The 14542-nt window shown below is 65.3% G+C and carries 14 protein-coding genes; 5 read left to right on the top strand and 9 right to left on the bottom strand.

Annotated features, from left to right (window positions below; translation table 11 throughout):
- Positions 1–158 precede the first annotated feature (158 nt).
- Together IVA82_RS12045 and IVA82_RS12040 are read right to left on the bottom strand one after the other, a co-directional pair.
- A complete protein-coding gene (locus IVA82_RS12045) occupies positions 159–1412 on the bottom strand; it encodes an MFS transporter (RefSeq protein ID WP_247383805.1) in 1254 nt (417 codons plus the stop codon).
- Between the two features lie 2 nt (positions 1413–1414).
- On the bottom strand, positions 1415–2824 hold the full coding sequence (locus tag IVA82_RS12040) for an amidase (RefSeq protein ID WP_247383804.1): 1410 nt from the start codon (positions 2822–2824) through the stop codon (positions 1415–1417).
- A 137-nt stretch (positions 2825–2961) separates the two neighbouring features.
- Between IVA82_RS12040 and IVA82_RS12035 the strand changes: the two genes are divergently transcribed.
- Positions 2962–3555, top strand: coding sequence for a CGNR zinc finger domain-containing protein (locus IVA82_RS12035; protein ID WP_247383803.1), 594 nt, complete (start codon positions 2962–2964; stop codon positions 3553–3555).
- A gap of 13 nt (positions 3556–3568) precedes the next feature.
- On the opposite strand, the gene moaC is transcribed toward IVA82_RS12035, so the two are convergent.
- Genes moaC through IVA82_RS12015 form a run of 4 tightly spaced genes read right to left on the bottom strand, consistent with a single transcriptional unit; the run spans position 3569 to position 7863 of the window.
- Positions 3569–4102, bottom strand: a complete 534-nt coding sequence (gene moaC, locus IVA82_RS12030; protein ID WP_247383815.1) for a cyclic pyranopterin monophosphate synthase MoaC — start codon at positions 4100–4102, stop codon at positions 3569–3571.
- Between the two features lies 1 nt (position 4103).
- A complete protein-coding gene (gene trpC / locus IVA82_RS12025) occupies positions 4104–4925 on the bottom strand; it encodes an indole-3-glycerol phosphate synthase TrpC (protein ID WP_247383802.1) in 822 nt (273 codons plus the stop codon).
- Between the two features lie 7 nt (positions 4926–4932).
- Complete coding sequence (gene trpD / locus IVA82_RS12020; protein ID WP_247383801.1) at positions 4933–5946, bottom strand: anthranilate phosphoribosyltransferase; 1014 nt, start codon at positions 5944–5946, stop codon at positions 4933–4935.
- Positions 5947–5964: 18 nt separating this feature from the next.
- On the bottom strand, positions 5965–7863 hold the full coding sequence (locus tag IVA82_RS12015; RefSeq protein WP_247383800.1) for a peptidylprolyl isomerase: 1899 nt from the start codon (positions 7861–7863) through the stop codon (positions 5965–5967).
- 222 nt (positions 7864–8085) lie between these two features.
- Between IVA82_RS12015 and tpiA the strand changes: the two genes are divergently transcribed.
- From tpiA to IVA82_RS12000, 3 genes are all read left to right on the top strand, one after another.
- Positions 8086–8841: a triose-phosphate isomerase gene (tpiA, locus tag IVA82_RS12010; RefSeq protein ID WP_247383799.1), complete on the top strand. Its 756-nt coding sequence runs from the start codon at positions 8086–8088 to the stop codon at positions 8839–8841.
- A 154-nt stretch (positions 8842–8995) separates the two neighbouring features.
- On the top strand, positions 8996–9382 hold the full coding sequence (gene secG, locus IVA82_RS12005; RefSeq protein WP_148740160.1) for a preprotein translocase subunit SecG: 387 nt from the start codon (positions 8996–8998) through the stop codon (positions 9380–9382).
- 166 nt (positions 9383–9548) lie between these two features.
- Positions 9549–11180, top strand: coding sequence for a CTP synthase (locus IVA82_RS12000; RefSeq protein WP_247383798.1), 1632 nt, complete (start codon positions 9549–9551; stop codon positions 11178–11180).
- 4 nt (positions 11181–11184) lie between these two features.
- Here IVA82_RS12000 and IVA82_RS11995 read toward each other — a convergent pair whose 3' ends face one another.
- From IVA82_RS11995 to IVA82_RS11985, 3 genes are all read right to left on the bottom strand, one after another.
- The gene (locus tag IVA82_RS11995) at positions 11185–11847 is read right to left on the bottom strand and encodes an rRNA adenine N-6-methyltransferase family protein (RefSeq protein ID WP_247383797.1); all 663 of its coding nucleotides are present in this window, start codon (positions 11845–11847) and stop codon (positions 11185–11187) included.
- 100 nt (positions 11848–11947) lie between these two features.
- Positions 11948–13324, bottom strand: a complete 1377-nt coding sequence (locus tag IVA82_RS11990; protein ID WP_247383796.1) for a HAMP domain-containing sensor histidine kinase — start codon at positions 13322–13324, stop codon at positions 11948–11950.
- Entirely contained in the window at positions 13321–13995 is a 675-nt protein-coding gene (locus IVA82_RS11985) for a response regulator transcription factor (RefSeq protein WP_247383795.1), read from the bottom strand. The genes IVA82_RS11990 and IVA82_RS11985 overlap by 4 nt, the downstream gene beginning before the upstream one ends.
- A 211-nt stretch (positions 13996–14206) precedes the next feature.
- Here IVA82_RS11985 and IVA82_RS11980 point away from each other — a divergent pair, with 211 nt between their 5' ends.
- Positions 14207–14533 carry an NIPSNAP family protein gene (locus IVA82_RS11980; protein ID WP_148740169.1) on the top strand — a complete coding sequence of 109 codons (327 nt, stop codon included), beginning with the start codon at positions 14207–14209 and terminating at the stop codon, positions 14531–14533.
- Positions 14534–14542 lie beyond the last annotated feature (9 nt).

Below are 14542 nucleotides of genomic sequence, written 5' to 3'. Positions count from 1 at the left end.
CGAAGTTAGGAAGCGCGGTTAATTCAGCATGAATAGACCCGCGCAAATGCGAGTGATGCACGAGACGGAGACGTGCAGAAACTGCCGCAAATGTTCGCTACCGCCTAACCTGCCGGCGATGCTCCCCGCCGGCACGCAAGGCACCAAGTTCCGATCGATCAGCGTCTCGCTGCGCCAACCGTTCCCCGGCCGCCCGGCGCCAGGACCGCCGCCACGATCAACGCCGCGAGGACGTTCGCGGTGGCGCTGATCAGGATCGGTACCGTGTAGCTGTGCATGAGGTCGTACGCGAATCCGGCAGCGCTGGGTCCGATCAGCGTCCCGAACGCAACGCTGGTATAGAGAATACCGATGATCCCGCTGACGTTGCGTCCACCAAAATAGTCCATGACGACGGCGGGGAGGACCGCGACCCAGCCGCCGTAGAACGCGCCGTAAACGAAGGCAAAGGCCGCAAGGGCCCATACATTGACCGACACCGCCCAGATCGCAAGCGCCACCGCCATGCCCGCAAACATCAGCAGCAGGGCCGAGGTTCGGCCCATGCGATCGGCAAGCCCGCCGAGCAGGAACCGGCCGGCGGTGCTGCCGATGCCGATCACGCCGAGCAGCAGCACTGCGGTTGTCGGTGCCACGCCGTGGTCGCTGGCATAAGGGACGAGATGCACGAACGGCACGAACACGCCGAATGCGCAGATCAAGCAGGCGACGTAGAGCGCGACGAAATTACGCGAGCGCACCGCCTCGGCAATAGATGCGCCGGCCGCGCGGCTCGAGCCCGTCGCCAGCGCCTGATCGCCGTCGGGGCCGAGGCCGCGATCGCGAGGATCGTTTTCGATGAGCAGCGCCAGGACGCCGCCAATGGCCGCCGCCAGCAGCCCTAGCGCCAGATAGGCGCCGCGCCAGCCCAGCATCTCGATGAGGAGTGTCGCGAGCGGCGGCATCGCCAACGTGCCGACGCCGATCCCGCTGACCGCAAGGCCGGAGGCAAAGCCGCGCCGGCGCACGAACCAGCGCTGCACCGCGCCGATCGCCGGCACGTAGGCGCAGCCGACCCCGACCCCGACCCCAAGCCCGTAGGCGAGATAGACCTCGGCGAGACTGCGCGCGAAGCCAGCGGCGGCGAGACCAAGACCGGTGAGCAGCATGCCGATCACGGCAAACACGCGCGAACCGAAGCGGTCGGCAAGCGGGCCGCTGATGATGCCGAGGCCAAAATAGAGAAAGCCGGCGAGCGAGAACACCAGCGAGACTGAGCCGCGCGAGACGCCGAACTCGAGCTGTAGCGGCTTGAGGAATGCACTGAAGGTGTAGGCGCAGCCGAAGCCGACAAGCGTGACCGCGAACGCACCAGCGGCAACGAACCAGCCGCGAAAAATGCTCCGATGAGCCAATGTGGATTGAATGGTCAATGTTACCTCCGCCAAGTGAGGGCAGGATGGCGGCAATGCCATGACGTGACGCGCTGGAACGCCGCGCCGGCGCGCACGAGCATGGCCTCGTCGAGATGAGCAGCGACGAGCTGGAACGCGATCGGCAATCCGTCCGCCGATGCTCCGCCCGGCAGTGTGATCGTGGGATGACCGGTCATGTCGAACGTGCAGGTGTAGCGCTGCATTTTCGCGATCAGGTCCGGCTGCTCGCCGAGCGTTCGGATCATCGCGAGCGTCACAGGCGGAAATGGGTGCACCGGAATCAGCAGCAGGTCGATGGTTTCGAACAGCGCAGTCACCTGCCCGCGCAGCGCCAGCCGCCGCAGCAGGATCTTTTGATAATCGAGAGCAGAGAGCGCGCGACCGGCCTCGATGACCGAGGTGAGGATTGGGCCATACTCGTCCTTGCGGGCGGGATAGGTCGCCTCGTGCGCGACGGCAGCTTCCACCGCACAATTCGGCGTCCAATCGGCGATCGCCTGCATCACGTCGGGAAATTGGACATCGACGATGTCAGCGCCAAGTGCGCGGAAAGTATCGACGGCGTTAGTCAATACACGCTGCGTCGCAACGTCCACGTCGTCGCTGTTCCAGGCTGCGTCGACGCCGATCCGCAAGCCCCGCACGTCCTGTTTGGCCTCGGCCAAATAGTCGGGCAGGGGATCGACCAACGAGGTCGGATCGTTCGGGTCGTGTCCAGCGATGACGCCGAGCAGCGCGGCGACGTCGGCAGCGCTGCGGCCGATCGGTCCGGCATGGTCGAGGCTCGCCGCCAGCTCGAACATGCCGTGGCGGCTGATGCGGCCCCAGCTTGGCTTCAGCCCGGTCAGTCCGTTGGCGGCGCAGGGCCAGCGGATCGAGCCGCCACTGTCGGAGCCGAGCGAACCGAAGCAAAGTCCGGCGGCCGTCGCGACCGCAGGGCCGCTGGATGAAATGCCCGGCCAATAATCCGCATTCCACGGATTCTTCGGCGGAGTTACGAACGGATGGTGATCGGAATATGCGCCTTCCGTAAGCTGCAGCTTGCCGAGCACAACGGCGCCTGCGTCCTTGAGCCGTCGCACGACGGTTGCGTCCTCGCTGGGACGAAAATCGCGATGCAGCGTGGTGCCGGCCGCCGTCGGAATGCCCTTGGTCCAGAACAGATCCTTCAGCGCAATCGGCACGCCATGCAGTGGCCCTCGATACCGGCCATGGGCTATTTCGGCGTCCGCGGTCTTCGCGTCGGCGATGGCCGTCTCCGCCGTCACGTGAACATAGGCGTCGAGTTCAGGGTCGTGCGTACCGATGCGGTCGAGCTGCGCACGCGTCACATCCAGCGCGGAAACTGCGCGCGCTTTGAGGAGTGCAGCGAGCTCTGTAAGTTCGAGATAGTGCAGGGCATCAGCCACGACTCGCGATCTCCGTCTTGTTATTGCGATGATCACTCGATAAGAATTTCAACACCAGTATAAATGATATACTGGTGTCAATCCTGTCAACCAGTAAATAAACGTGTCTTACTGGTGTTCCAATCTTTGGTGTTCCGATGTCGAAAGAGTCGCGCAAATTCAAAGTTCCCGATGAGCTGGCGAACGTCTACGACTTCGCCAACACACTCGATCTTCGCCGTTTCTTGCAATACGGCGTAGAGCACCCGCAGGGCGACGAGCTCGCCGGGCCGAAGCAGCTTGCGGACTGGATGCAGGAACGCGGGCTCGATACTGGGGCCGGTCGTGTCACACTCCCGATGTTCGAGACCGCGCTGCGGCTGCGCGAGGCGCTACGCGCCTATCTGCAGTGCGAGCCGGCCGAGCGGCGTCGGAACGAGGATGTGCTCGGCGCGCTCGATGACGCGCTGGCGCCGTTTCCGTTACGGGTGGAGGCGCGTGCCGGGCGGGGCGCGATATTGTCGGCGGCACGCGAGGATGCGCTCGCAGGCCTGTCGGCCATCGCGGTCGAGCTGCACGATGCAACGCTTATGGGGACGTTGGACCGGCTGAAGATGTGCGCATCTGAGGAATGCCGCCGGGTGTTCTTCGACCGGTCGAAACCATCGACGCGGCGATGGTGCATGTCAACGCTGTGCGGCAATCGGATGAAGACGCGCGCTTACCGCGAGCGTCAGCGCCAGGCGAGATAATCGGGGCCCGCGCTCAGGCGCGGTAATGGCCTGACTTGCCGCCGAGCTTCTCGACGAGATGGATGCCTTCGATGCGCACGCCGCGCTCGACCGCCTTGATCATGTCGTAGATGGTGAGGCAGGCAACCGACACTGCGGTGAGCGCCTCCATCTCGACGCCAGTGGGACCCGTCACCTTCACGCTGGCGCGGACGTGGCAGCCCGGCAACTTTGCGTCGGGCTCGATGTCGACCGTCACCTTCGACAGCGCCAGCGGATGGCAGAGCGGAATGAGTTCGGAGGTGCGCTTGGCCGCCATGATGCCGGCGATCCGCGCGGTGCCGAGCACGTCGCCCTTCTTGGCATTGCCGGAGACGATCAGATCGAGCGTCGCCTTGCTCATGATGACGCGCCCTTCCGCGACCGCGAGCCGTTGGCTCGCGGGCTTGTCCGACACGTCCACCATCCGCGCCTCGCCGGAGGCGCCGATGTGGGTGAGGGCGGGGCGGGCCTTGGTCTTGGAAGACTTCGTCCTGGCGGGCTTCGTCTCGGACGGCTTGCGCGCCATGTCAGCGCGTACCTGTCGCACGCGACGCGTTCTCGCGCGCGAGCAGCGTGCGGGTCGCCGCGGTCACGTCGTCTTGCCGCATCAGGCTTTCGCCGACCAGGAAAGTCGACATGCCGACACGTTCGAGCCGGGTGAGGTCTGCCGGCGTGAAGATGCCGCTCTCGCCGACCATCAGCCGCTCTTGCGGGATCAGCGGCGCCAGTACCTCGCTGGTCGCAAGCGTGGTCTCGAAGGTGCGCAGGTTGCGGTTGTTGACGCCGATCATCGGCGAACGCAGCTTCAGCGCGCGATCGAGCTCGGCGCGGTCGTGGATCTCGATCAGCACATCCATGCCGTGAGCGAGGGCGGCGTCTTCGAGATCCTTGGCTGTGGCATCGTCGAGCGCGGCCATAATAATGAGGATGCAATCGGCGCCATGCGCGCGCGCCTCGACCACTTGGTAGGTGTCGAACATGAAATCCTTGCGCAGCACCGGCAGTGATGTCGCCGCGCGCGCCGCCACCATGAAATCCAGATGGCCCTGGAACGAAGGCGTATCGGTCAGTATCGACAGACAGGCAGCGCCGCCGGCCTCATAGGCCCTGGCGAGCAGCGGTGGATCGAAATCAGCACGGATCAGCCCCTTCGACGGCGAAGCCTTCTTCACCTCCGCGATCAGCGCATAGTCACCGTTCGCGTGCTTGGCCCTGATCGCGCGCACGAAGCCGCGCGATGCACCCTGCGCCTGGGCCTTCGCCTCGACAGACGACAGCGGCTGCGCGCGCTTGGCGGCTGCGATCTCCTCGCGCTTGTACGCTTCGATCCTGGTCAGGATATCCGACATGTGAAACTCAGCCGTTGGAGACCGCGATCAGATGCTTCAGCCGTGCGCTCGCGGCGCCGCTGTCGAGCGACTTGGCGCCAATCGCAACGCCTTCCTTGAGGTCCTTGGCACGTCCGGCCACGACCAGCGCGGCGGCGGCGTTGATCAGCGCGACGTCGCGGTAGGGGCTCGGCATGCCGTCGAGCACGCTTTGCAGCGCGGTCGCGTTGGCGTCGGCGTCGCCGCCCTTGAGCGCCCCCGCGTCGCAGCGCGACAAACCAGCATCCTCCGGCGTCACCTCGAAATTCCTGACCTCGCCATTGTGGAGCGCAGAGACGAAGGTCGGGCCTGTGAGGGTGATCTCGTCGAGACCGTCGGAGCCATGCACGACCCAGGCGGATTCCGAGCCGAGGTTCTTCAGCACCTGCGCCAGCGGTTGCACCCATTGCCGCGAAAACACGCCGACCATCTGCCGCTTGACGCCGGCAGGGTTGGAAAGCGGTCCGAGCAGATTGAAGATTGTGCGCGTGGCAAGCTCGACCCGGGTCGGGCCGACGTTCTTCATGGCAGGATGATGCGCGGGGGCGAACATGAAGCCAATGCCGCATTCGCGCACGCACAGCCCGACCTGCTCGGGTCTCAGGTCAATCTTCACACCGAGCGAGGCCAGTACGTCGGCCGCGCCAGAGCGCGACGACAGTGCGCGGTTGCCGTGCTTGGCGACGGGCAGGCCGGCCCCCGCGACGATGAAAGAGGCGCAGGTCGAGACGTTGACAGAGCCGGAGCCGTCGCCGCCGGTGCCGACGATGTCGACGGCCTCAGGCGGTGCCGTCACGGTCAGCATCTTGGTGCGCATCGCGGAGACCGCGCCGGTGATCTCGTCCACGGTCTCGCCGCGCACGCGCAGCGCCATCAGCAGCCCGCCCATCTGCGAGGGCGTGGCCTCGCCGGACATCATGGCGTCGAAGGCGGAGGCCGCCTCGTCACGCGACAGGCTGGCGCCGGTCGCCACTTTTCCAATGATCGATTTCAGGTCGTCCATCGCGTGCTTTCAATTGCTTTACTGGTTCGCGCCCGTCACCTGCGCGAAGGCGGCCTGATTAATGGTGGTCCCGATGTCGGTTTCAAGCTTGTTGACGTAGGAAGCGACCTGCTCCTCGGTCAGCGCGCGATCGAGGCTGTCCTTCAGCTTCTTGACGGCGTCGGAGGCGGCGTCGGCCGCGGGATCGATGATGTCGGTAACGCGGAAGACGATCACTTCGCTGCCGCCGCTCACGGGCGTCTGTCCGACGCCGCCCTTGGCGGTGCGGAAGGCGGCCGCAACGACGGCTGAGGGCACGTCGGCGGGCGAGTCGTCGCGCTTGAAGCCGGTCGCGGTCTCGATCTTGACGCCGATTGCGGCCGCTTCATCAGCGAGCTTGTCGCCCGGCTCGAGCTTCTGCACCATCTCCGTCGCCTTGGTCTTGAGCTTGGCGGCAATCTGGTCCTGGCGCCAGCGCGCCTCGACCTGGTCACGCACCTCGTCGAGATTGCGGTCGCGCGGGGGCGTGATGGCGAGCACGTCGTACCAGACGTAGCCGCCGCGGAACGAGATCGGATCATTGTCGACGCCGACGTCGCTGTTGAAGGCCTGCGACACTACGTCGAGGCCCTGCGGGATGCTGGCGACGGGCTGGCCGTTCGGCGAGCGGCCGGAGCGATCGACCGCATCCACGGTCACAGCTGTGAGCCCGAGCTTCTGCGAGGCGTCGATCACGCTGGCGCCGCCGCCGCGCTCGTCCTCCATCTTGTCGCGGAGGTCGGCGACCTTGATGCGCGCGCGCTCGGTGGCGATCTCGCGCTTGATGTCGCCGGCGAGGCTGGCGTAATTGGCTTCAACACCCGGCTCGATCTTGTCGACCTTGACGATTGCGGTGCCGAGACGGCCCTGGATCGGCTGGCTGATCTCACCCGCTGGAAGTGCGAAGGCGGCATCTCCGACAGCGGGGTCGAGCGAAGACTTGGTCACCAGCCCGAGGTCGACGTCGGACGCACTGAGCCCACGCTCCTTGGCGAGATCCTCGAACGACAGCCCGCCGGCGAGGCGCTCGCGTGCGGCCTGCGCGTCAGCGGCGTTGGGAAATACGATCTGGTGGATTTGGCGCTTCTCCGGCGTGCCGAGCCGGTCCTTGCGCTGGTCGAACAGCTTTTTCGCGTCGTCATCGGAGACCTCGGTCCATTTGCCGATCTCCTCGGGCGAGATCACGACGAAGGCGATCTTGCGAAATTCGGGCGCGCGGAACTGGACCTTGTGGTCCTCGAAATAGGCAGCGAGCGCCTCGGGCGAGGGCGCATCGATCTGGCCGGCCTGCGCGGCGTCGAGCCTGACGAACTCGATTGCGCGCTGCTCGTTCTGGAAGCGCGTTAGCACGTCGATCATCGCCTTCGGCGGCTCGAGGCCTGCGCCGATCGTGCCCGTGATCTGACGGCGCACCGACACCTTGCGCTGGTCGGCAACGTAACGCTGCTCGGTGTAGCCGAAATTGCGGATCACCGCCTGGAAGCGATTCGGATCGAAGCTGCCGCCTACGCCCTTGAAGTTGGGGTCGTTCATGATGAACTGGCGGATCTGGTCATCTGACTGGCCGAGCCTTAGCCGGCGCGCCTCTTCGTCGAGAGCGGCTTCCGCGATCGTCTGCTGCAGCACCTGGCGGTCGAGCCCGAATGAGCGGGCCTGCTCAGGCGTGAGAGGCCGGCCGAACTGGCGGCTGATCTGCTGAAGGCGGTCAGTATAGGTCTGCCGGAACTCATTCAGCGAAATCTCGGTGCTGCCGACCTTGGCCACCGTGGACTGCCCGAAGCCCTTGAAGATGTCGGCTATACCCCAAACGCCGAAACTGACGATCAACACGCCCATCACCACGGCCATAATGGTCTTGCCGAGCCAGTTTGATGAGGCCTTGCGCATTCCTCGGAGCATTTGGTCCAACTTGTTTGGCAGGAGGGGAACGGGAGCGCGTCTTAATGCAGATTCCGCAAAAGCGCGTCACCAAATTGATAGATCATCATAAAGTGGCGGCTTTCCCCCCGCAACCTCAGGCCAGGCGGCTCTCGAGCCCTGCGGTTAAAGGCCCCTGGTCTCTGGAACTGCCACGGCAGCTCTGCTAGCGCATGCACAAACCCAATTTCGCTGGAATTCGACATGACCGATGCCATCCGACCTCTGATCGCCGGCAACTGGAAAATGAATGGCCTGAAGGCCTCGACTGCCGAATTCGACGCCATGCTCAACAGTGCGGCAGAGGTGGCCGGCAGAGCCGATCTGCTGGTCTGCCCGCCGGTAACCCTGATCGCGGCCTTCGCCGACAGGGCCCGCGGCAAGGCGGTCGCGGTCGGGGCTCAGGATTGCCACCCCAAGGCTTCGGGGGCTCACACCGGCGATATCGCAGCTGAAATGCTGACGGACGCAGGCGCGAGCGCCATCATCGTCGGCCATTCCGAACGCCGCGCCGACCATGGTGAGGGCGATGCCCTCGTGAAGGAGAAGGCCGAAGCGGCCTGGCGGGCGGGGGTGACCGCGATCGTCTGCATCGGGGAGACCCAGACCCAGCGCGATGCCGGTCAGACCCTGGACATCCTGCGCGGCCAACTCGATGGCTCACTGCCGGACGGCTCGACCGCCGCCAGCCTGGTCGTGGCCTATGAGCCGGTTTGGGCGATCGGCACCGGCCTGACCCCCACCGCCAAGGATGTCGAGCAGATTCATGGCTTTATCCGGGAATTTTTGACCGCCAGGTTCAAGGCAGACGGGGCCAGGATGCGCATCCTGTACGGCGGCTCGGTCAAGCCCTCGAACGCGGCCGAGCTGATGGCGGTGAAAAACGTCAACGGTGCGCTGGTCGGCGGCGCCAGCCTGAAGGCGGCCGATTTCCTTGCGATTGCCAGGGGCTGCCCCTAGCTGACGCTGGAGCGGGATGGGTCCAAATACTGTCCCGCTGATCGGGGGTGGCAATGCCGTTTCCGATCGTGTAACACCGCGCAACTTCAGGAAAACCCGCGAAGCGCGATCGGCTGCCGGTACCGGCGCTATCGGCTTGTGACGGAAGGATACTATGCAGACCGTTGTCATCGTCATCCACCTCATGATCGTCGCCGTCATGATCGGTGCCGTCCTACTTCAAAAGTCGGAGGGCGGTGGCCTCGGCATGGGCGGAGGCGCGGGCTTCATGTCGAGCCGCGGCACCGCGAATCTTTTGTCCCGGACCACGGCGGTCCTGGCCGCCGGCTTCTTCCTTACCAGCCTGTTCCTGTCCTGGTATGCCGGCTACGACCGCAAACCTTCCTCGATCATTGGCCAGCCGGCGTCGCAGACCCAGCCGGCCGGAGGTGCGCCGGTCGCGCCGCCGACTTCGGGCGGCATCCTGGATTCGCTGAAGAAGGCCGACGAGCAGCAGCAGAACCAGGCGCCCGCCGGCCCGCAGGTACCGCGTTCGCAATAAAGCAGGGGGGCCATGCAGGACGGCGGCTAGCGTCCTGCATCAACAATCCCCATCAAGGCTCTGTCACCACACTTTGTTTTGGCTCACCCACAGGCCCGCAGATTCTTTGGGGCGGAATACGAATCGCTTTGGCGAATCGGGTTCGAGGGATTAGAGGTTAAGTCCCATGGCGCGGTACATATTCATCACCGGCGGCGTGGTTTCTTCGCTCGGCAAGGGTCTGGCTTCGGCGGCACTCGGTGCTCTGTTGCAGGCCCGGGGCTACAAGGTCCGCCTCCGCAAGCTCGATCCCTATCTCAACCTCGATCCCGGGACGATGTCGCCGTACCAGCACGGCGAAGTGTTCGTGACCGATGACGGCGCGGAGACCGATCTCGATCTCGGTCACTACGAGCGCTTCACGGGACGGCCCGCGACCAAGGCCGACAACATCACCACCGGGCGCATCTATCAGGACATCATCTCCAAGGAGCGCCGTGGCGACTATCTCGGCGCGACCATCCAGGTGGTTCCCCACGTCACCAACGCCATCAAAGAATTCGTTCTCTCCGGCAACGATGATTACGATTTCGTTTTGGTCGAGATCGGCGGCACCGTCGGCGACATCGAAGGCCTGCCGTTCTTCGAGGCGATCCGCCAGCTCAAGAACGAGCTGCCGCGCGATCACGCGGTCTACATCCATCTCACGCTGCTGCCGTACATTCCGAGCGCCGGCGAGCTCAAGACCAAGCCGACGCAGCATTCCGTGAAGGAGCTGCGCTCGATCGGCATCCAGCCCGACATCCTGCTCTGCCGCACCGATCGCGAGATCCCGAAGGAGGAGCGGCGCAAGCTTGGGCTGTTCTGCAACGTGCGCGAAAGCGCCGTGATCGAGGCGCGCGACGTCGACAACATCTACGCAGTGCCCGAGGCCTACCATAACGCAGGCCTCGACGACGAAGTGCTCGCCGCCTTCGGCATCGGCTCGCGGATTCCGCCGGCGCTTCAGAGCTGGCAACGCATCAACGAGCGCGTCCGCAATCCCGAGGGCAACGTCACCATCGCCATTGTCGGCAAATACACCGGCATGAAGGATGCGTATAAGTCGCTGATCGAGGCGCTCTCGCATGGCGGCATCGCCAACAAGGTGAAGGTCAATCTGGACTGGATCGAGAGCGAGATTTTCGAGAAGGAAGACCCTGCGCCGTTCCTCGAACATGTCAACGGCATCCTCGTGCCCGGCGGCTTCGGCCAGCGCGGTGCCGAAGGCAAGATCCGCGCGGCGCAGTTCGCGCGCGAGCGCGACGTGCCGTATTTCGGCATCTGCTTTGGCATGCAGATGGCGGTGATCGAGGCTGCCCGAAACCTCGTCGGCATCGAGGAAGCCAACTCGACCGAGTTCGGCCCGACCAAGGAGCCCCTGGTCGGTCTGATGACGGAATGGCTGCGCGGCAACGAGCTCGAGAAGCGCTCCAAGGCGGGCGATCTCGGCGGCACGATGCGGTTAGGGGCTTATCCAGCAGCACTCAATCGCGGCAGCCGCGTCTCGCAGGTCTATGGCGGCGCGACGGAGATTTCCGAGCGCCACCGCCACCGCTACGAGGTCAACACCGCCTACAAGGACCGCCTCGAGCAGCACGGCCTGAAATTCTCAGGCCTGTCGCCCGACGGCGTGCTGCCTGAGATCGTCGAGTACGAGGATCATCCCTGGTTCATCGGCGTGCAGTTCCACCCCGAGCTGAAGTCGCGCCCATTCGAACCGCACCCGCTGTTCGCCTCGTTCATTCAGGCAGCGATGGTGCAGAGCCGCCTGGTGTGATGCCTCAGGGCGCGGCGATGTAGCCACGCTCGGGATGCATTGACTCCGGCGTGACTGGCGTTGAAGCCTGAGGCGCCAGCGATCCCGTGACGATCTTCATCTGCGGCCGTCGCGTCAGCTTGTAGACGGCGGCCGGCGGCACGTTCAGCAAGGCGCGATCCACCAGCTTTGCGCGCAGGCCCAGCCGGTCGAGCACCGGCCGCGGCACCGGGCAGCTCATGCCGTAGGTGAACTGATAGAACGCGCCGCCCGGGCGGACGTAACGGAACGCGCCGCCGATGATCGAGACGACCTTGCGCGTCGACATGTTGAGCAATGGCAGGCCGCTGACGACGGCGCCGACGGGCGCGCCGTCATAGAGGCGTTCTGTGGTGAGCCGTCCCGCGTCCATCCACAAGACGCGCGCGCCGGGAAAGCGCACTTGCAGCAGCTTCATGAAGTCCGAGCCGTATTCGACCAGCGTGAGGTCCTGCTGGCGCACGCCCCATTTGATGAGCTTGTAGGTGAATGCGCCGGTGCCGGGGCCGAGCTCCAGGACCGGACCGGTCGTTGCGGTGATCTCGCGGGTTATGAGATCGGCGAGCGCGGCGCCCGACGGCGCGATCGCGCCGACCCGACGTGGGGCCGACATCCAGGACAGGAAGAATGAGAAGAAATCGTTGCGCATGCGCACTCCGGCATTTCGATTGCGCCTCGCAAATCGGAAGGCGAGGCAGCTCGCAATGTCGCGGGAGTGCATTGCGACAGCATTGCGCATGTTGATTGAATCAGCTCTGCCGGATCGGCGGCAGTGTGACCCGGAAACAGGAGCCACCGCTCGCTGTGTCCAGCACGGAGACGTGGCCGCCATGCAGGAGCGCGATCTCGCGCACCATGTTGAGGCCGAGCCCGGCGCCACGATCGAGCGGCGTGAGCCGATAGAACGGCTCGAAGATCTGTTCGCGCTGATCGGCCGGAATGCCGGCGCCTTCGTCGGTGACTTCGATGGTCGCGGGCTTGCTGACGCGAATGCCGATGGTGCCGCGGCGAGGGCCGTGCTGGATCGCGTTCTGCACGAGGTTGGTCAGCGCGCGCTCCAGCGCCGCGGCATCGCCGACCGCCTCGATCGGCGTCGCCGGCGCATCGAGGGCCAGTTCGTAGCCGGCGGCGATCGCCAGCGGGGCAAGGTCGGCAGCGGCGGCTTGCGCGACGCAGACCAAGTCGACAGGCGCGAATGGATGCCCGCAGCGGTCCAGCCGCTGGATGTCCAGCAATTGCTCGGCAAGCGTTGCCAGCCGCGCGGCGTCCTCGATCAGGCGGGTCTTGTCCGGTCCCGATGGAAGCGACTCCAGCCGCGTATTCAGGATCGCGATCGGCGTGCGCAGCTCGTGCGCGGCGTCGGCGACGAAGCGCTTGTGGCGGGCGTAACCCTGATCGAGGCGCGCCAGCGCGTCGTTGACCGCGGCCACGAGCGGCACGACCTCAAGCGGAATCTGCTCCACCGACAATCGTGCGCCGCGCTGATGGATGTCGATCCGCCGCGCCTGGTCCGCCGTCGTATCCAGGCCTCTGAAGGCGCGCCGCATGATCATCGGCGTTGCGATCAACGTGGCGGTCCCCATCAAGAGCAAGCCGGGGAGCGCGATGCCGAGCAACACGAGCGAGGTCGTGAACACCGCCTTGGCGCCGGTGAGCTTTCCCTGTGTCGCGGTGATGACCTGGACGTTGCCGGCGTCGGTTTCGATGCGCTTCAACCGCGCCGGCGGCTTGCGTGGATCGTCCTCGAAGAGCTGCCAGCCGAGGCGGGCCTGACTGATCTGGTCGAGGGCGCCGCCGATTCCGGCGAATTCGGCCGGCACGGAGCCTTCGCTCAGCGAATGCCCCTGCCTGTCGCGGACCAGCAACCAGAGGTCGGGCGTCTCCTCACGCAATTGTTTCAGCTCGGCCGTCGGCCGCAGCGTCAGTCCGCCCTGTGCGTCGCGCGCGAGCGCGCGTTGCACGATTTCGACAACGCGATCTTCGTCCCGTTGGACCAGCACGAAGCCTGACGCACACAGCGCGCCGATGATGACGACGACCAAAGCGACGAGCAGCGCGGCCTGGAGCGAAAGCAGGCGCCAGCTCAGCCGGGAGCGCAGGTAATATGGGTCGGCGTGCCTGCTCACGGCAGTTTCTTCAGGAGATAGCCGACGCCGCGGATGCCGTGGATCTCCACGCGCGCGTCGGCTTCGGCAAGCTTGCGGCGCAGCCGCGATACATGCGTATCGAGCGCGTTCGATTGAATCTCGTCGTCGAAATTGTAGACCGCTTCTTCCAGCGCCGATCGCAGCACGGTGCGGCCCATGCGGCGGACCAGGGCTTCCAGCACGAGGAGCTCGCGCCGCGGCAGTTCGAGCGGAACCCCCTCGACGCTGGCCTCGCGATGGCTGAAGTCGAAGGCGAGGCGGCCGGCGCGCATGATGTCGGGCTGCAGCCCGGCGGGCCGGCGCAACACCGCGCGCAGGCGGGCTAGCAATTCCTCCACCGCGAATGGTTTTGCCAGATAATCGTCCGCGCCGCGGTCGAGCCCGGCGACGCGGTCGGCGAGTTCGCCGCGTGCCGTCAGCATGATGATCGGCACGCCGTCGGCGCGCGCCCTCAGTTTCGGAATCAGGGCGAGACCGTCGCCATCGGGCAGTTGGCGATCGAGCAGGACGGCAGCGTGGACGTCGGCGGAAATGGCCTCTTCCGCCTCGGCCAGCGTGGGCACGTGATCGACGATCATGTCATAGCGCTTGAGCGCAGACGTTAGCGCTCCGGCCATTTCGGCCTCATCCTCGACGAGCAAAATCCGCATGATCGGTACCTGAGCCTCGACCGAGTCGTTCTAGCGGCAGTATCATTGCGGCAGCATTACGGGAACCAGGCGCGACGTGATGGCCTTAGACGGGCCGGCGGCCATTCGCCGGGAGCCATGCGCCAGACGCCACGGTCTGCGTCGGGCAGGGCCCAAGACACCGTCACGGCCAGCCGTTATAACCCCCGGACGTCGTCTGGGAGGAACAAGAATGATCTACGAAATGCGCCAGTATCGCTGCGTGCCGGGCCGTTTGCCGGCGCTGCTGAAGCGGTTCGAGACGGCCACACTGAAGCTGTGGGAGAAGCACGGCATCCGCCAGGCCGGGTTCTTCACCACGCTGATCGGCGAATCCAACCAGGAGCTGACCTATTTCCTGGCCTGGGAGTCACTTGCCGAGCGCGAGAAGAAATGGGGCGCGTTCATGACCGATCCGGACTGGATGGATGCGCGGGCCAAGTCTGAAGCCGACGGCCAGATCGTCGGCAACATCGTCAGCCAGCTCCTGACGCCGACCGCTTTCTCGTCGGTGAAGTAGCGCGCTCGG

Source organism: Bradyrhizobium sp. 142, assembly GCF_023074015.1.
Taxonomy (GTDB): domain Bacteria; phylum Pseudomonadota; class Alphaproteobacteria; order Rhizobiales; family Xanthobacteraceae; genus Bradyrhizobium.
This window is presented reverse-complemented; position numbering and strand designations above follow the sequence as displayed.